This window comes from Cupriavidus sp. OTU4054 (genome assembly GCF_038440175.1).
GTDB classification, from domain to species: Bacteria; Pseudomonadota; Gammaproteobacteria; order Burkholderiales; family Burkholderiaceae; genus Cupriavidus; species Cupriavidus pauculus_D.
The window spans coordinates 36,361-53,634 of the sequence record NZ_JASATF010000022.1 but is presented as its reverse complement, the minus strand read 5'-3'; the positions used below and the strand labels follow the sequence as shown (position 1 = coordinate 53,634).

Here is a 17,274-nt window from a genome sequence, read left to right as displayed (position 1 = left end):
CTGGCGCTTCGGTCTGCGCCCCGGCGCGCGGGCGGGCTGCCGCCGCGGCACGTGGGTCGGCGAACGCGCGCAGCGTCTCGCGCGCGATGATCAGCTTCTGGACCTCGGTCGCGCCTTCGTAGATGCGCAGCGCGCGAATCTCGCGGTATAGCCGTTCCACCCGCGTGCCAACCTTGACGCCGAGCCCGCCGAAGATCTGCACCGCGCGGTCGATGACCTGCTGCGCGTTCTCGGTCGCGACCATCTTGGCCATCGCGGCCTCGCGCGACGTGCGCACCTGCCGCACGTCGCGCAGCCACGCCGCGCGATAGGTGAGCAGCGCCGCCGCATCGATCGCGGTGGCCATCTCGCCGATGGCAGCCTGCGTCAGCTGCAGGTCGGCCAGCTTGCCGCCGAACATCTCGCGCGATGTCGCGCGCGCCAGCCCATCGTCGAGCGCTGCACGCCCGAAGCCCAGCGCGGCGGCGGCCACCGACGCGCGAAAGATATCGAGCGTCATCATCGCGACCTTGAACCCCTGCCCCGCCTCGCCGAGCCGCTGCGAGACCGGCACGCGGCACCGGTCGAACCGCAGCGTGGCAAGCGGATGCGGCGCGATCACCGCGATGCGTTCGGCGATCGTCAGTCCCGGCGTATCGGCGTCGACGACAAAGGCCGTGATACCGCGCGCGCCCGGCGCTTCACCGGTACGCGCGAACACGCAGTAGAAGTCGGCAATCCCGCCGTTGGAGATCCACGTCTTGGCGCCGTCGAGCACATAGTGGCTGCCGTCGGCCGACAGCGTGGCCTGACACCGCATGGCGGCCACATCGGAACCCGCATCGGGCTCGGACAGCGCAAACGCGGCGATGGCCTCCCCGCGCGCGACGCGTGGCAGATAGCGCGCGCGCAGCGCGTCGTCGCCCGCAAGCGTGATCGCCCCCGAGCCCAGACCCTGCATCGCAAATGCGAAATCGGCAAGCCCGTCGTGCCGCGCGAGCGTTTCGCGAACGATGCACAGCGCGCGCGAATCGAGCGCGGGCAGCGCGCCGCCGTGCGCGGCGGGTACACAGTAGCGCAGCCATCCCGCTTCCCCGAGCGCGCGCACGAGCGCGCGACAGGCACGATCGGTGTCCGCATGATCGATATCCCGCAGCGCGTGCTCGCACCATGCATCGAGGTCACGCTCGAGCGCGCGGTGGGCGTCGTCGAGAAACGGCAGGTCGAGATAGGTTCGGTCAGCCATCGATGCGCCTCGGTGGGTCAATCGCCTTCGAACACGGGCTGCCGCTTCGCGACGAATGCATCGTAGGCGCGCCGGAAGTCGCGCGTCTGCATGCAGATGGCCTGCGCTTCGGCCTCCGCTTCGATGGCTTCGTCGAGTCCCATGTTCCATTCCTGATGGAGCAGCTTCTTGGTGACGCCATGCGCGAAGGTCGGGCCGGACGCGATTTGCGCGGCCAGCGTGCAGGCGGCCTCCTGCAGCGTGTCGGGCGTGTGCAGCGCATTGAAGAAGCCCCATGCCAGGCCCTCCTCCGCCGACATCGATCGGCCCGTGTAGAGCAACTCGCCCGCGCGTCCCTGCCCGATCACGCGGGGCAGCAGCGAGCAGGCGCCCATGTCCGCGCCGGCCAGGCCGACACGCACGAACAGGAATGCGGTCCTGGCCCGCGCCGTGCCGAGGCGCAGGTCCGATGCGAGCGCCATCATCGCGCCGGCGCCCGCGCAGACGCCATCGACCGCGGCGATCACCGGTTGCGGACAGGCACGCATGGCCTTGACGAGGTCGCCCGTCATGCGCGTGAAGTCGAGCAACTCGGGCATCGTCATGCGCGTGAGCGGGCCGATGATCTCGTGCACGTCGCCGCCCGAGCAGAAGTTGCCGCCCGCGCCGGTCACCACCACGGCCTTGATATCGCGCGCGTAAGCCAGCGCGCGGAACAGGTCGCGCAATTCCGCGTAGGCGTCGAACGTCAGCGGGTTCTTGCGCTCGGGGCGGTTCAGCGTGATCGTGCCGATCTTGCCGTCGGGGGACGCGGACCACAGGAAGTGGGTGGCGCGATAGGCGGCGAGGTCGCGCTTGTGATGGTGCATCGGGGGATCCGTGTCCGCTTTCGCGAGGGATGGGAGGTCGCTCATGTCGGGTCTCGCTCGTTTTTTCGAATGTTCAGCCGCTCATCACTTCGCCGCCGGCCACCGGAATGGCCTGCCCCGTGATCGCGGCGGCGGCGGGCTGGCATAGCCACGCGACGGCGTCGGCGACTTCCTCGGGCTGCACGAGGCGCCGCTGCGGATTGCGGGCGGCGAGCTCGGCGCGGGCCTCCGTTGCCGTGCGGCCGGTCTTGCCGACGATCGTCGCGACGGCATCGCGCACGATGTCGGTTTCCGTAAAGCCGGGGCAGACCGCGTTGACGGTCACCCCTTTCGTGGCCAGTTCGAGCGCGAGCGCGCGCGTCAGGCCGATCACGCCATGCTTGGCCGCGCAGTACGCGCTGACGTAGCTGTAGCCGACGAGGCCGGCCGTGCTCGCCACGTTGACGATGCGGCCCCAGCCGGCTTCGAGCATGGCGGGCAGCGCGGCCTGCGTGCAGACGAAGGTGCCGGTGAGGTTGACGTCGAGCATGCGGCGCCAGGTGTCGAGGCCGGTCTTGCCGAATGGCGCGCTGGCGGCCTGCCCGGCGTTGTTGACGAGCAATTGCACGGGGCCCGCCTGCCGCGCGGCGTGCGCCATCGCCGTGACGATGCTGTCGGCATCGGTCACGTCGGCCGTCACCGTATGCACGCGGCCACCGGTGTCGGCGCGCAATGCGTGTGCGGTCGCCTCGAGCGTGGCTGCCGCGCTCGCATTGCGGCCGAGCAGCGTGACGACCGCGCCATCGGCCAGCAACCGCCGCGCAATCGCGGCACCGATCCCGCGACTGCCGCCGGTGACGAGGGCGTGGCGGCCGGCCAGAGTGGAAGCTTCCCTTGGCGAGTCCATCGTCACGCTCAATGATCCGGCGTGGGCGCCGACGCCCGCGCGAGGTTGGTTTCCAGCTGCTGCTTGCCGGCCAGATACTGCCGGGGCCACGCGACGTCGCGCACGCCGGCGCGGGCCGCTTCGTGCAGCGTCCACGCGGGATCGGCGAGGTGCGGCCGCGCGATCGCGCACAGGTCCGCGCGGCCCGCCGCGATGATGCCGTTCACGTGATCGGCCTCGAAGATCGCCCCGACCGCGATCGTCGGGATGCCCGCCTCGTTGCGAATCCGGTCCGCGAACGGTGTCTGGTACATGCGCCCATACACGGGTGCCTGATCCGGACTCACCTGCCCCGAAGAGCAGTCGATCATGTCCGCCCCCGCAAGCCGAAACGCGCGCGCGATCTCCACCGCATCGTCGGCCGTCATGCCGCCCTCCACCCAGTCGTGCGCGGAGATCCGCACCGACATCGGCCGCGCCTCGGGCCACACGGCCCGCACCGCGGCAAATACCTCGAGCGGATACCGCAACCGGTTGGCCAGCGATCCACCGTACGAATCGTCGCGCCGGTTCGTCAGCGGCGAGATAAAGCTCGACAGCAGGTATCCGTGCGCGCAATGCAGCTCGAGCCAGTCGAATCCCGCCTCCGCCGCGCGCCGCGCACTGGCCACGAAGTCGTCCCGCACGCGGTCCATGTCCGCGCGCGTCATCGCACGCGGCGTCTGCGAGATGCCCGGCAGATACGGCAGTGCCGAGGCCGATATCAACGGCCAGTTGCCATGCGCCAGCGGATGGTCCATGCGCTCCCACCCCACCTGCGTGGATCCCTTGCGCCCCGCGTGCCCCAGCTGGATCGCCATGCGCGCGTCGCTACCGCCATGCACGAAATCCACGATCCGTCGCCATGCATCGCGCTGCGCGTCGTTCCACAAACCCGGACACCCGGGCGTGATGCGCGCATCGGGCGACACGCACGTCATCTCCGCCATGACCATCGCGGCACCGCCGAGCGCGCGGGCGCCGAGGTGCACGAGGTGGAAATCGCCGGGCACCCCATCCACGGCCGAATACATCGCCATCGGGCTCACCACCACACGGTTCTTCAGCGTCAGCGCGCGCACGCGATACGGCGTGAACATCGGCGGCACGCGGCCGTCCACGCCCGCGCGGCCCGCGAGCCACTGCTCGTAGCCGCCGACGTAGGCGGCATCGCGCACGCGCAGGTTCTCGTGCGAAATGCGCTGCGAACGCGTCAGCAGCGAGTAGGCGAACTGCTCGGGCGCCAGCCCCGCGTAGCGTTCGACGTTCTCGAACCATTCGGTGGAGTTGCGCGCGGCGTTCTGGATCTTGAGCACCTCGACACCGCGCGTGGCCTCATAGCGCGCGAGCGCCGCGGCAAGTCCCGTCACGTCACCGCCCTCGCGCGCGATCTCGGCCGCAAGGTCGATGGCATCTTCGAGCGCGAGTTTGGTACCGGACCCGATCGAGAAATGCGCGGTATGGGCGGCATCGCCCATCAGGACCACCGGCACACGACGGCCGTCGTCGAACGTATGCCAGTGCACCCAGCGCTTGCAGATCACGCGCGGAAAGCGGATCCAGTTGGCGGAGCCGCGCAGATGCGTGGCGTTGCTGATGAGACGATGCCCGTCGAGGTAGCGCGCGAACAGACGCTCGCAGTACGCCACGCCCTCTTCCTGACTCATGCGGTCGATGCCTGCCGCCTGCCAGACCGCCTCGGGTGCCTCGACGATAAACGTCGAGGTGTCGTCGTCGAAGCGATAGGCGTGGGCCTGAAACCAGCCGTGTTCGGTACGTTCGAACGCGAACGTGAACGCGTCGAAGCGCTTGTGCGTGCCAAGCCAGACGAAGCGGCACCGGCGCGTATCGATATCGGGCGCGAACGTTTCGGCATAACGCGCGCGGATGCGGCTGTTGATACCGTCGGCGGCAATCACGATGTCCGCGCCGTACTGCCTGGCCAGCGCCTGGTCGTCGGCGACGTCGGTTTCGAACACCAGCCGCACGCCAAGCGCCTCGCAGCGCGCCTGCAGGATATTGAGCAGCTTCCTGCGGCCGATACCGATAAAGCCGTGGCCGCCGGAGCGGATCGTGCGGCCCGCGATATGGATATCGATATCGTCCCATTGGTTGAGCGCGGCATCGATATCGCGCGCGCTGGCGGCATCGGCCTGCCGGAGGTTGTCCACCGTGGCATCGGAGAACACGACGCCCCAGCCAAACGTGTCGTACGGGCGGTTGCGCTCGACCACCACCACCTCGCTGGCGGGGTTCCGCAGTTTCATCAGCAGCCCGAAATACAGGCCGGCCGGGCCACCGCCGATGCACAGCACGCGCATTGCTCCGCCTCCTGCCGCTGTTTTTATTAGGGTTAAATAGTTGATGCCTAAAATATTAGGACAGGGTTCGGCGCGTGGCAAGGGGGATCTCCCCTCCCCCTTGCCCCCCCCCCAAGCGGCGTTACTCTGCCATCGCCGCCTTGATCTGCTCCAGCGCCGTCGGATCCTCGATCGTCGTCAGATCGCCGGGGTCGCGCCCTTCGGCCACCGCCTGGATCGCGCGCCGCAGCAGCTTGCCCGAGCGCGTTTTCGGCAGCGCATTCACGAAATACACGCGCGACGGCCGTGCGACGGCACCCAGTTGCTGGTCTACGGTCTTCATCAGTTCGCCCTCGAGCGCCATCCGGTCCGCGGTCGTTGCCGTGCGCCCGGCATCGCGCGCGATGCAGAAGCCCATCGCCACCTGCCCCTTGAGCGCGTCCTGCACGCCCACCACCGCCACCTCGGCCACGCCCGCGTGCGAGGACAGGCTCTCCTCGATCTCGCGCGTGCCGAGCCGGTGCCCCGCCACGTTGATCACGTCGTCGGTCCGGCCAAGGATGAACACATAGCCATCCTCGTCCCGCACACCCCAGTCGAACGTGGAATAGCAGCGGCGATTGGGCACCGCGGTCCAGTACGTGCGCACGAAGCGGTCGTCATCGCCCCATAGCGTGCTCATGCAACCCGGCGGCAACGGATAGTCGATCGCCACCACGCCCTTCTGCCCCGGCGGGCACTCCTCGCCGGTGGTCTCGTCGACGATGCGCAGGTCATATCCATAGGCCGGCACCCCGGGCGAACCGAGCTTGGCGGGCAGTGCCTCCACCCCGCGCTGGATCGCGATGATCGGCCACCCCGATTCGGTCTGCCAGTAGTTGTCCACCACGGGCTTGCCGATGCCATCCTGAATCCACCGGGCGGTCGGCTCGTCGAGCGGCTCGCCGGCCAGAAACAGCAGCCGCAGGCTCGACAGGTCGTACTTGCGCAGCAGCGCCGGGTCCTGCTTCTTGAGCACGCGGATCGCGGTCGGCGCGGTGAACAGCATGTTCACGCCGTACTGCTCCACGAGCTTCCACAGAATGCCGCCATCGGGCCGGACCGGGGTGCCCTCGTACATGACCGTGCTCATGCCCGCGAGCAGCGGCGCATAGACGATATAGCTGTGGCCGACCACCCAGCCGACATCGGACGCCGTGAACATCGTGTCGCCAGGCTTCCCGCAGAAGATGTATTCCATCGACGTCGCGAGCGCCACCGCATAGCCGCCGGTATCGCGCTGCACACCCTTGGGCTTGCCCGTGGTGCCCGAGGTGTAGAGCACATACGACGGCTCGCTGGATTCGAGCCAGACACACGGCACCTCGGTGCCGGCCACACGCTCGCGCCAGCCTGCGTAGTCCTCGTCGCGGCCCGCCTCGCGCGGCATGTCCGCCAGCTTGCGATCCACGAGCAGCACCTTTTCGGGCTTGTGCGATGCCAGCCGAATGGCCTCGTCCAGCAACGGCTTGTAGGGCACGACCTTGCCCGCGCGCGAGCCCGCGTCGGCACTGACGATCACGGCCGGCCGCGCATCGTCGATGCGTGCGGCCAGGCTGACCGAGGCAAACCCGCCGAACACGACCGAATGGATCGCGCCGATGCGCGTGCAGGCGAGCATCGCAAAGAGCGCCTCGGGAATCATCGGCATATAGACGAGCACGCGATCGCCCTTGTGCACACCGAGCGCCTGAAGTATCGCGGCCATGCGCTGCACCTCGTCGTGCAGCTGCGCGTACGTGTAGACACGCTCGTCGCCGGTCTCCGTCGATACGTAGACCAGCGCGCGCGACTGCGCCCGCTCGGGCAGGTGCCGGTCGATCGCGTTGTGGCAGATATTGGTGCGCCCGCCGACGAACCAGCGCGCGAACGGCGCGCGGCTGTCGTCGAGCACGCGCTCGAACGGTGTTTCCCACTCGATACGCGCCGCCTGCTCGGCCCAGAACCCCTGGGGGTCGGCGAGCGACCGCGCGTGCATGGCACGGCTTGCCGTCATGATGTCGTCTCCTCCTGCGTTGCCTGCAAATCCTGCCGGCACGTGCCTGCCAACGCCCGAGGGATGGCGGGCCGGCCGGCTACTTGTTCGGTGTGACCGGGGCGCCAGGGGTATTCAGGGCACTCGCCGCGTCCCGCACGCAGGGTGCGGGCAACGTCTTGAGCCTGGCGCGTATCGCGCGCATTCGTGTCGGAGAATCTACCATGACTGCATCCACGCCGAGACGCATCGCCTCGCAATATCCGGCCTCGTCGTTTACCCCGAAGGCAACCAGATTCACCGCGCTGCGCGAACGGTAGCAGGCAACGGTCCGCGCATTCCAGAACGCCGCGTTCGTCGTCGTCTCGCCCTTGCCGAGCGTGAACGTCTCGGTGACCGTGACCTTGCGCCGCAACTCGAACCCGGCCCAGGTGCCGTTGCCCGGCGCATCGCAGCGCCCGCCCAGCGTCATATCGACGAGCCGCTGCCGCGTGGCGTCGCGCGACTCGAACAGGCGCGCCCTGGGATACGACCCGAACGTGCGCTGATAGTCGGCTTCCGTCGAGTAGATGAGCACCCGCCCCCAGGCGCGCTCCGCATCGAGCACCTTGGCCACGGCCACCGTCTGCGCGGCGGCCGGCAGCGCCTTCATGTCGAGCACCACGGGCACCGCGTCGGGAATGCGCTGCAAGGCCTCGCGCAGCGACGGGATGCGGACCGGACGCGTGCGATAGGGATAGATGGGGGGCTGTGTGGCAACGGGGCCCGTGAAGTTCCAGCCGGCGTTCAGCTGCTGCAGCTGCGCGAACGTCATGCCGGCCACGGGGCCCTTGCCCTCGGTCAGGCTGGACAGGTCGGCGGGACGGTAGAGCACGGGCACATCGTCCGCGCTCAGCTGCACCGTGAGCCAGATCATGTCGGCGCCATTGGCCAGCGCGGTCTCGATGGCCAGGAGCGTGTTCTCGGGCCGGTCCTGCGTGCCGCCGCGGTGGGCGACGAGCCGGGGGAAGCTTGGTGGGGCCGGGGGACTCGCGTTGGCAGAAGTGTCGGGGGACACGGACGTCTTGCCGGACGGCGCCGGAGATCCCGCTGCAGTCGAAGGCGCGGTGGAAGGCACGGTGGAAGGCACCGCTGCCGGCAGCACCACGGTGGGCGAACAGGACGCCGCCATCGTGACACTCGTGGACATCAGCAACAACGTGGTGAAACGTCTGCGCGACATGGTTGACTCCGTTGACGAGGTCTTCGTCAGAGTGCAACCCCGTGCGGCGGTGCCCGGTTTCGCCCCGGCGCGCCGCACTTGCTTGATCCCAATCAAGCGCGGCGCATATCGTGCAGCTTTTCAGATCGTCGTTCGCCGAAATTCAATGCGCGCGCTTGCTCGCGCTCGCCTTCGGCGCGGGCTTGGCCGGCGCGGGCGCGGCCGCTTTGGTCGCGCCCGATTTGGCGCTGCCGGTCGGCTTGGCCGACTTGCGCGCGGCGGGTTCCGCGGCGACGCGGCGCACGGGCTCGGCGCGCGCCTTGCCATGGGCCTGCACCTCGTGCGCGGCGCGCGCGGAGCGGCCCTTTGCCGCCGGTGCATCGACGCGCGGGGGCGGATCGGGCTCGGCCGCCGCGCGCGCGGCCACCGACGGCCGCACCATCAGCACGAGGCTCTGCCCCGATACGAGCTTGCTGCCGGACAGCTTGTTCCACGACTGCACCTGGCGCACCGACACGCCGTACCGGCGCGCGACGCTGGACACGGTATCGCGGCGTCCCGCCTTGACGACGATGCGCTGCGCGTCGGGCACATCCGGTTCCACGAGCATCATCGCGGACTCCGCCAGCGTGGCGCTGATGTCCTGATCGTGCGGGCCCGTGCGCGGAATCATCACGGTCGAGCCGGCCTTCAGGCGCATGCCCTTCGGAATCCGGTTGATCTCGCGCAGCGTGTCGGCATCCACGTTGAGCCGCGCGGCCAGCGATTCGACGCGCTCGCGGCTGTCCACGGTCACCGCAGTCCAGCTGGAGAGGCCGCCCCGGTACGTATTGAGGTTGTACTGGAAGCGTTCCGCGTTATCGAACGGCAACAGGATCTGCGGATTCGCCGCGCCAAGGATCACGGGCTTGTTGAACGACGGGTTCAGCGCCTTGAATTCCTCGATCGGCATGTTCGCGAGCTTGGCCGCCAGCGCCACGTCGATATCGCGCGACGTGGTCACCGTGACGAAGTACGGATGGTCCGGGATATCGGGCAGCTTCACGCCGTACGCGGCCGGGTTGGCGATGATGTTCTTCACCGCCTGCAGCTTCGGCACGTAATAGCGCGTCTCGTTCGGCATCGTCAGGCTGGCGTAGTCCGTGGGCAGGCCGCGCGCCTGGTTGCGCGCGATCGCGCGCGAGACCGCGCCCTCGCCCCAGTTGTACGCCGCCAGCGCGAGGTGCCAGTCGCCGAACATGTCGTAGAGCCGCCCGAGGTAGTCGAGCGCCGCGTCCGTGGACGCGAGCACGTCGCGCCGCTCGTCGCGGAACATGTTCTGCTTGAGGTTGTACGTCTTGCCCGTGCTCGGGATGAACTGCCACATGCCGGCCGCCTTGGCCGTGGACTCCGCCTGCGGATTGAACGCGCTTTCGACGAACGGCAGCAGAGCAAGCTCGGTCGGCATCTTGCGCCGCTCGAGCTCCTCGACGATGTGGTACAGGTACCGGCTGGACCGGCCGACCATGCGCTCCATGTACTCGGGCCGCGCCGCATACCATTGCGTGCGATCGTCAACGAGCGTGCCTTCGAGGTCCTGCATCGCGAAGCCACGGCGGATGCGGTCCCAGATATCGGTCGACGGGCCGCGCATCCAGTCCACGCTGACCTCATCGACATTGATCACGGTGCTGCTCGACAGGCTGCCCGCAGTGCCGGTGCTGTTGAGCGTGTTGAGCGGATCCTTCTTGCTGCTGTCCACCAGGGCGGTCGAAGCGCCGGCGCTGCTGCCGGTGGGCGGGGTCGGTGTGCTGGCGCAGGCTGCTAACAGCGCGGCACATGCAAAAACCGCCAGAAGACGACCAAATTTCATTAAGTTCTCGGAAAGTGACGCCAAAAAGTTTGCATGATGCTATGGAAATGACGGGGACGCGTCAATGAGATTTTCCCCATCGACGCCCGCCAGACCCCGTTTTTTGCTGGCCGCCGCTTAGCGGAAGCAGTCCTTCCAGGCCCGCAACGCGCCAAACGCGGACGCGTCATCGGCGATCTGGCCGCCCTGCGCCTGCACGGCCTGCCGCACCGACGCCTCGCGCGATCGCAGGAACGGATTGACCGCGCGCTCGTGCGCCACGGTCGTCGGCAGCGTCGGCTGCCCCGCCTCGCGCAGCGCCTCCACGCGATCGGACCACGCGGCCAGCGCGGCGTTGCCCGGTTCCACGGCGCGCGCGAACTTCACGTTGCTGCGCGTGTATTCGTGCGCGCAATAAACGCGCGTGTCGCCCGGCAGCGCGGCGAACTTGTCCAGCGAGTCCAGCATCTGGGCCGGCGTGCCCTCGAACAGCCGCCCGCAGCCGCTCGCGAACATCGTGTCGCCGCAGAACAGCGCGGGGCCGTCCGCCTCGCCGACGTACGCGACGTGGCCGGCCGTGTGGCCCGGCACGTCGAGCACGCGCAGCGTCAGCGCCGGATGCCGCAATGCGACGGTATCGCCTTCCCGCACCGCCTGCGTGCGGCCGCCGATGCGTTCGCCGGCCGGGCCGACCACGGGAACGGGGGCGCCATCGGGACCGTCCGGATGCGCGGCCAGCAGGTCCGCGACCCCGCCCTGGTGATCCCCATGGTGATGGGTGATTACAATAGCGCCCAGGGCCAGGCCCCGATCCGCGAGAAATCGCTCGACGGGCGCGGCTTCACCCGGGTCCACGATCGCGGCGCTATGCCCATCGTGGATCGCCCAGATATAGTTGTCCTGGAATGCGGGGATTGGCTCCACCTTCAACATGTGTGCTCCTTATGTCCAACCGTCCGATTATAAATTGGGAAGATTGGCTGGCCTCGCCTCCCGGGCAGTACATGCTCGACTGGGAAAGCCGGCAGTATGACCGGACCGTGGCGGACATCTTCGGCTACCACGCGGTCCAGATGGGCCTGCCGGCGATCGACACGCTCCGCGAGAACCGCATGCCGTTCTCCGCGCTCGCGCTCGACGGCCGCGCGGGGCCGCACGGCCCGCGCGAGGGTCATATCGACGCGCGCCAGCTATTGTGCCGCTTCGACGAATTGCCGTTCGATACCCAGAGTATCGACCTGATGACACTGCCGCACATCCTCGAGTTCTCGGAAGACCCGCACGAAGTGCTGCGCGAGGTATCGCGGGTGCTGATGCCCGAGGGCCGCGTGGTGGTCACCTGCTTCAATCCGATGAGCCTGTGGGGCGCGCGGCAGGGCCTGAACCGGCTCGGCGCGTCGCCCTTCTTGCCCAGCGATGCCCAGACGATCGGCTTCGTCCGGATCAAGGACTGGCTCAAGCTGCTCGGCTTCGATATCATCCGCGGCCGCTTCGGCTGTTACTGCCCGCCCTACCGGACCGACCGCTGGCTCCAGCGCATGGCCTTCCTCGAGAAGGCCGGCGACCGCTGGTGGCCGATCTTCGGCTCGGTCTACATGATCTCGGCCGTCAAGCGCGTGCGCAATATCCGGCTGGTGGGCCCGGCCTGGAAGACCTCCAAGCCCGCGCTGGCGCCCGTCTCCGCGCCGGTGGCCACGCCCACCGGCACCCATGGCAAGACCCCCGGCGAGGACCGCTGATCGCGGTGTCCGCGTCTTATTCGAGAATTCATGCAAGAAGTCACGATCTATTCAGATGGCGCCTGCAAGGGCAACCCCGGCCCCGGCGGCTGGGGCGCCGTGCTCGTTGCCGGCGGCAACGAAAAGGAACTGTTTGGCGGTGAAAACCCGACCACGAACAACCGCATGGAGCTCACCGCGGTCATCGAGGCGCTGCGCGCGCTCAAGCGGCCGTGCGTGGTCAAGGTCTATACCGATTCGCAGTACGTGCAGAAAGGCATCAGTGAGTGGATCCGCGGCTGGAAGGCGCGCGGCTGGCTGACCGCCGAGAAGAAACCGGTCAAGAATGCCGACCTCTGGCAGCAGCTGGACGAGCTCGTGCAGCCGCACGAGATCAGCTGGCACTGGGTCCGGGGCCACAACGGCCACCCGGGCAACGAACGCGCGGACGCGCTCGCCAATCGCGGCGTGGCGTCCATCGGCAGCTGACCCATCCAGTAGAATGCCGCCCATGCGACAGATCATTCTCGATACCGAAACCACCGGCCTCAATGCCAACGCCGGCGACCGCCTGATCGAAATCGGCTGCGTCGAAATGGTCAACCGGCGCCTGACGGGGCGCCGCCTGCACTACTACGTGCATCCGGAACGCGATATTCCGGAGGAAGCGATCGCCGTGCACGGCATCACGCTCGAGTCCCTGATCGGGAAACCGAAATTCGCCGAGATCGCGCACGAGATTCGCGAGTTCGTGCAGGACGCCGAGCTGATCATCCACAACGCCGCGTTCGATATGGGCTTCCTGGAAATGGAATTCCAGCTGGCGGGCCTGCCGTCGTTCCGCCAGTGCGTGGGCGGCGTGGTGGACACGCTGCGCGAAGCGCGCCAGATGTTCCCCGGCAAGCGGAACTCGCTCGATGCGCTGTGCGACCGGCTCGGCGTGAGCAATGCGCACCGCACGCTGCACGGCGCATTGCTCGATGCGGAACTGCTGGCCGAGGTCTACCTGGCCATGACCCGCGGCCAGAACTCGCTGGTCATCGACATGATCGACACGAACGCGGGCGCAGGCGTGGCGGCTTCCACGGCCGACCTCTCCGTGCTGACGCTGCCGGTCCTGCTGGCTACCGACGACGAGCTCACCGCGCATGCGTCGGTGCTGAAGGAACTGGACAAGGCCAGCGGCGGCAAGACCGTGTGGAAAGACATGCCCGGCGAAATGGGCGCACCAATGACCGCACCTGCCTCGGTGCAGTGACAGATTCGAGTAAAAAAGTTCGAAAAAGGGCTTTACAAGATACTGTCCGGTCTGCATAATCTCGTTTCTTCGCAGCACGCACAGCGGTCAAACGCAGCGCCGCGGCGAACGACCCGGGGAAACCCAACCGGTCTGCAACCAGTCTTGCAGCATCCGATTGGGCGGTTAGCTCAGTGGTAGAGCACTGCCTTCACACGGCAGGGGTCGCAGGTTCGAACCCTGCACCGCCCACCAGAATTCGATAAAAAAGCCAGCCTCGCGCTGGCTTTTTTGCGTTCGTACCCGAAGCTTGCCGCAGCGCTCGAGATCAAGGCGCGTCGCCGTGGCGGTCCCACAGCATCTCCCCCAGAGGCCTCCGTTCGCGCCAGCCGATCTGTTCCAGCATCGGGGCGTCGTAGAACGATGGCACCGGCCCCAGGCACAGCAGGCCGAGGGGTCTTGCGCCTTCGGGGAGTTGCAGCGCCCGCGCGAGGGCCGCGGGGTCGAACATCGAGACCCAGCCGAGGCCGAGGTTTTCGGCGCGGGCGGCGAGCCAGAGGTTCTGGACCGCGCAGGATGCGGAAGCGAGCGCCATGTCTTGTGGCATGGTGCGGCGGCCGAAGATCGTGCCGTCGTCGGGCGGCAGTACGATGGCGAGCAGTTCCGCGCAGTCGCGGATGCCCTCCACCTTGATCCGCAGGAATTCGGCCTCGCGTTCGCCGAGCGCCTGTGCAGTGGCGAGGCGTTCCGCCTCCACGATCGGCAGCAGGCGTTCGCGCCATGCGGCGGTGCTCAGCCGCATAAAGCGCCAGGGCTGCATCAGGCCGACCGACGGTGCCTGGTTCGCGGCATGAAGCAGGCGTTCCAGCTGCGCGTCGGGCAGCCGCGGGCCCGGCGTGAAATGGCGGCAGTCGCGTCGTGCCGCGATAATCCGATACAGCGCGTCGCGCTCGGATTCGTTGAATGCGCCGCCCGGCGGTCCTGCTTCAGATGACAACACCTTCTCCTACGTAGCGTCCGACATCGACCTCGTCGATCTGCTCGGGCGCCATAAAACGTTCCGCATACTGCCGGTACACGCCCGACGTCATGAACAGGTCGAACAGTTCCGGATCGATATGCTGCTTCAGCTTGAGCTGGTACAGGATCTCCACGGACGCGGACAGCGACTTCGGCCGCTTGTAGGGCCGGTCCACCGCCGTCAGCGCCTCGAAGATATCGGCAATCGCCATCATGCGCGCGAGCGGGCTCATTTCCTCGCGGCGCAGGCCGCGCGGATATCCCGTGCCATCCATCTTCTCGTGATGGCCGCCCGCGATCTCCGGGACCTGCCGCAGATGCTTGGGAAACGGCAGCCGCGACAGCATGATCTGCGTCTGGACGATATGGTCCTCGATCTTGAACCGCTCCTCCTCGCTCAGCGTGCCGCGCGAGACCAGCAGATTGTGCAGTTCGCCGCGATCATACAGGTTGGCCGGCGTATCGAGGCGGAAGCCCCACGGGTTGTCGCGCGGAATCACGTCGCGCGGGCCGCGCTCGATGATATGGTCGGGACGATCCGCAAGCAGCGGCTCCACGACCGGCAACGGCGCGGGCGGCGTACGCCCCTTGCGCGCGCGTTCCTCGTAGGAGACGCCGAGCCGGTCGTCGAGCGTGCGCAGCCATGTGCGCGCGCCGATCGCGCGCAGACGGTCCCGGTCCGCCTCTTCCATCTTCTCGACCCCGAGATTGCACGCCGCGACGAATGCAAAATCGTCGTCGAGTTCGCGCAGCAAGGCATCGCGGCGCTCGCGCGCGGACTGCGCGTCGTCGCCGGCCGCCACGCCGCGCAGATACGCGATCTCCGCATCGCGCTTGAGCACCTCGAAGCGCATGCGCACCTCGTGGATGCGGTCGTACAGCGTCTCCAGCTTGGTCGCCTTGTCGATGACGTACTCGGGCGTCGTGACCTTGCCGCAGTCATGGAGCCACGCGGCCACGTGCAGGGCCTCCCATTGCGATTCGTCGAGCGCAAACGTGCCGTACGGCCCCTCGCGCGCATCGCAGGCCGCGCGCGCCAGCATCTTGGTGAGCTCCGGCACGCGCGCGCAGTGCCCGCCGGTGTGCGGGCTCTTGGCATCGATCGCACCCGCCAGCAGCTTGATGAACGCATCGAACAGATCGTGCTGGGCGCGCGTGAGCGCCTGGACCTCGAGCGCGCCCGCGCAGAGATTGGCCAGCGTGCTGACGAACGCGAGCTGCGCATCTTCCATCGGCGTGTCGCGGAAGATCAGGATCATGCCGAGCAGTTCCCGCTGATGGTTGATCAGCGGAATGGCCGCCGCATGGCAGGCGGCCGATGGCGTCAGGCCACCGAGCGCCGCTTCCTCCAGCACGTCCTGCGTGAGCCATTGCGCGTGCGCCGTGCCATCCCCCGCCGCGGTGCGGATCAGCGGCACGGTCCGCGCGAGCGTCGTGCGCGCGATGGTGCCGGCCACTTCGCGGCCTTCGCGATCGAACGCCACCTCCGCGCGCATGTCGGTGTCATCGACGAGATACAGCACGCCCGAGTGGCTGCCCGCGGCCGTCAGCATCTCGCGCAGCAGCTTGGGCAGCAGGTCTTCGAGGCGCGTCTCCGCGGACACGGTCTGCATGACGGACAGAAAGCGCTGGATCGTGCTGCGCATCTCGTTCATGCGAACGCCGAGCTCGTTGAGCTCGCGCACGCGCGAGCGGATAACGAAGGGCTGCACGAAATCGAAGCGCCGCGTGGCATCGGCCTCGCGCGCGAGCGACTGCAGCGGCCGGGCCACCGCGCGCGCCGCAAACCAGATCAGCGGCAGCGATAGCAGCAGGATGACGGCCGAAACGCCGATCTCGGTCAGCGCCTGCCGCATGGCCGCCTGCAGCAGTTCGTCCTGCGGAATCGCCGACAGCAGGTAAAGCGACTTGCCGCCGTTCGGCGTCAGCCGGTCGATGGTCGTGTACCACGACTCGCCGCCGGCGGAGAGCGTCTCCTGCAGGCCGGTGGCGGTGCCGAGCTGACCGACGCGCGCCACGAGCTGCGCCAGCACCGGCAGCGCGTAATCTCCGACCTCGCCCGGCGACGAGCCGCCGACGCTGTCGACCTTGCGGTCGATCGCGATCAACCTGCCCTGCTGGTCCACGAGCGCGAGCATCGACCGCGGCGTGGTCTTCTTGATGGCCAGCATCTGCCCAAGCGCATTGAGCCGGAAGTCACCGCCCACTACCGCGTTGCCGCCAACGGGCATGGCCAGCGAGGCGCCCGAATCCTGATCGGAGAAGAACGTGTAGGGCTCGGTCCGTACCATCGCGCCTGCGGCCATGGCCGAGCGGTACCAGGGGCGCGTGCGCGGGTCGTAACGCTCGGCGAATTCGGGAATCGCGGCCGTGTGGATCACGGACAGGTCGTCGGCGAGAAAGTAGAGCTGACCGACCCGGCGCGCGCCCTCCCCCGACCCAGTCCGCTCGACACTGCGCACGACATAAGCCGCCTCGCGCGGCGCCTGGTACAGCGCGCGTTCCGCGTCATCGCGCAGCGGCCGCACGAAGAAGAACCCGCCGTCGCCATAGCCGACGTAGAGCGCCTGCAGCACCGGCGATGTCTCCAGCGCATCGCGCACGAGCGGCAGCCGGCCAAGGCGTTCGGTCACGGTCGTCGCCTCCGCGAGCGAGCTGTGCGCGATGAGCCGGACCGCGAGCTGGGCCGGCCCGAGCAGCGCTTCGACGTCGTCGAGCGTCTCGCGGCTCAGCCGGTGCCGCGCCTCCGAAGCCGACGCCTCGAGCGCGGATTTGGTCATCAGGAAATTGATGCCGGAGGTCAGCGCGCAGACCAGCAGCACGAGCGAGCCGAACAGCGCCCACAGATAGACATGAAGCGGATAACTCCTATGTTTGTTCATCGCCATCTCCGGCATGAGACGCTGCCTGATTTTCTTGAAGTAACCGCCCTCGGGTTGCGTGAGTGTCGACTGCGGCCGTTGACTCGTCAAGCAG

The 17,274-nt window shown here is 68.1% G+C and carries 13 protein-coding genes, 1 tRNA gene and 1 pseudogene; 5 read left to right on the top strand and 10 right to left on the bottom strand.

Annotated features, from left to right (window positions below; translation table 11 throughout):
* Positions 1-64: 64 nt before the first annotated feature.
* The 7 genes and pseudogenes from AAHB16_RS23330 to AAHB16_RS23300 form a co-directional block, all read right to left on the bottom strand.
* A pseudogene (locus AAHB16_RS23330) lies at positions 65-1,225 on the bottom strand (acyl-CoA dehydrogenase family protein); the annotation flags it as partial.
* Positions 1,226-1,242: 17 nt separating this feature from the next.
* On the bottom strand, positions 1,243-2,118 hold the full coding sequence (locus AAHB16_RS23325; RefSeq protein WP_446718127.1) for an enoyl-CoA hydratase family protein: 876 nt from the start codon (positions 2,116-2,118) through the stop codon (positions 1,243-1,245).
* A gap of 28 nt (positions 2,119-2,146) precedes the next feature.
* A complete protein-coding gene (locus AAHB16_RS23320) occupies positions 2,147-2,959 on the bottom strand; it encodes an SDR family NAD(P)-dependent oxidoreductase (RefSeq protein WP_342052106.1) in 813 nt (270 codons plus the stop codon).
* 8 nt (positions 2,960-2,967) lie between these two features.
* On the bottom strand, positions 2,968-5,298 hold the full coding sequence (locus AAHB16_RS23315) for a bifunctional salicylyl-CoA 5-hydroxylase/oxidoreductase (RefSeq protein WP_342052105.1): 2,331 nt from the start codon (positions 5,296-5,298) through the stop codon (positions 2,968-2,970).
* Positions 5,299-5,419: 121 nt separating this feature from the next.
* Positions 5,420-7,312 (bottom strand): propionate--CoA ligase, encoded by a 1,893-nt coding sequence (locus AAHB16_RS23310; RefSeq protein ID WP_342052104.1) that lies wholly within the window; start codon positions 7,310-7,312, stop codon positions 5,420-5,422.
* 79 nt (positions 7,313-7,391) lie between these two features.
* Positions 7,392-8,513, bottom strand: coding sequence for a glycerophosphodiester phosphodiesterase family protein (locus AAHB16_RS23305; protein ID WP_342052103.1), 1,122 nt, complete (start codon positions 8,511-8,513; stop codon positions 7,392-7,394).
* Between the two features lie 142 nt (positions 8,514-8,655).
* A complete protein-coding gene (locus AAHB16_RS23300; RefSeq protein WP_223851402.1) occupies positions 8,656-10,233 on the bottom strand; it encodes a transglycosylase SLT domain-containing protein in 1,578 nt (525 codons plus the stop codon).
* Between AAHB16_RS23300 and AAHB16_RS23295 the strand changes: the two genes are divergently transcribed.
* Positions 10,220-10,381, top strand: a complete 162-nt coding sequence (locus AAHB16_RS23295; RefSeq protein ID WP_223851401.1) for a hypothetical protein — start codon at positions 10,220-10,222, stop codon at positions 10,379-10,381. The two genes, AAHB16_RS23300 and AAHB16_RS23295, sit on opposite strands and share 14 nt — an antisense overlap.
* 80 nt (positions 10,382-10,461) lie before the next feature.
* Here AAHB16_RS23295 and gloB read toward each other — a convergent pair whose 3' ends face one another.
* On the bottom strand, positions 10,462-11,256 hold the full coding sequence (gloB, locus tag AAHB16_RS23290; protein WP_342052102.1) for a hydroxyacylglutathione hydrolase: 795 nt from the start codon (positions 11,254-11,256) through the stop codon (positions 10,462-10,464).
* A gap of 11 nt (positions 11,257-11,267) precedes the next feature.
* Here gloB and AAHB16_RS23285 point away from each other — a divergent pair, with 11 nt between their 5' ends.
* From AAHB16_RS23285 to AAHB16_RS23270, 4 genes are all read left to right on the top strand, one after another.
* Complete coding sequence (locus AAHB16_RS23285; RefSeq protein WP_150371227.1) at positions 11,268-12,062, top strand: class I SAM-dependent methyltransferase; 795 nt, start codon at positions 11,268-11,270, stop codon at positions 12,060-12,062.
* A 30-nt stretch (positions 12,063-12,092) separates the two neighbouring features.
* Positions 12,093-12,530: a ribonuclease HI gene (gene rnhA, locus AAHB16_RS23280; RefSeq protein WP_150371226.1), complete on the top strand. Its 438-nt coding sequence runs from the start codon at positions 12,093-12,095 to the stop codon at positions 12,528-12,530.
* Positions 12,531-12,552: 22 nt separating this feature from the next.
* Positions 12,553-13,299, top strand: a complete 747-nt coding sequence (gene dnaQ, locus AAHB16_RS23275) for a DNA polymerase III subunit epsilon (RefSeq protein ID WP_150371225.1) — start codon at positions 12,553-12,555, stop codon at positions 13,297-13,299.
* A 159-nt stretch (positions 13,300-13,458) separates the two neighbouring features.
* A tRNA-Val gene (locus tag AAHB16_RS23270) sits at positions 13,459-13,533 on the top strand.
* Positions 13,534-13,606: 73 nt separating this feature from the next.
* On the opposite strand, the gene bluB is transcribed toward AAHB16_RS23270, so the two are convergent.
* Both bluB and AAHB16_RS23260 read right to left on the bottom strand, forming a co-directional pair.
* A complete protein-coding gene (gene bluB / locus AAHB16_RS23265) occupies positions 13,607-14,275 on the bottom strand; it encodes a 5,6-dimethylbenzimidazole synthase (RefSeq protein WP_342052101.1) in 669 nt (222 codons plus the stop codon).
* On the bottom strand, positions 14,265-17,180 hold the full coding sequence (locus tag AAHB16_RS23260) for an HD domain-containing phosphohydrolase (RefSeq protein WP_342052100.1): 2,916 nt from the start codon (positions 17,178-17,180) through the stop codon (positions 14,265-14,267). Before AAHB16_RS23260 ends, bluB begins: the two co-directional genes overlap by 11 nt.
* Positions 17,181-17,274 lie beyond the last annotated feature (94 nt).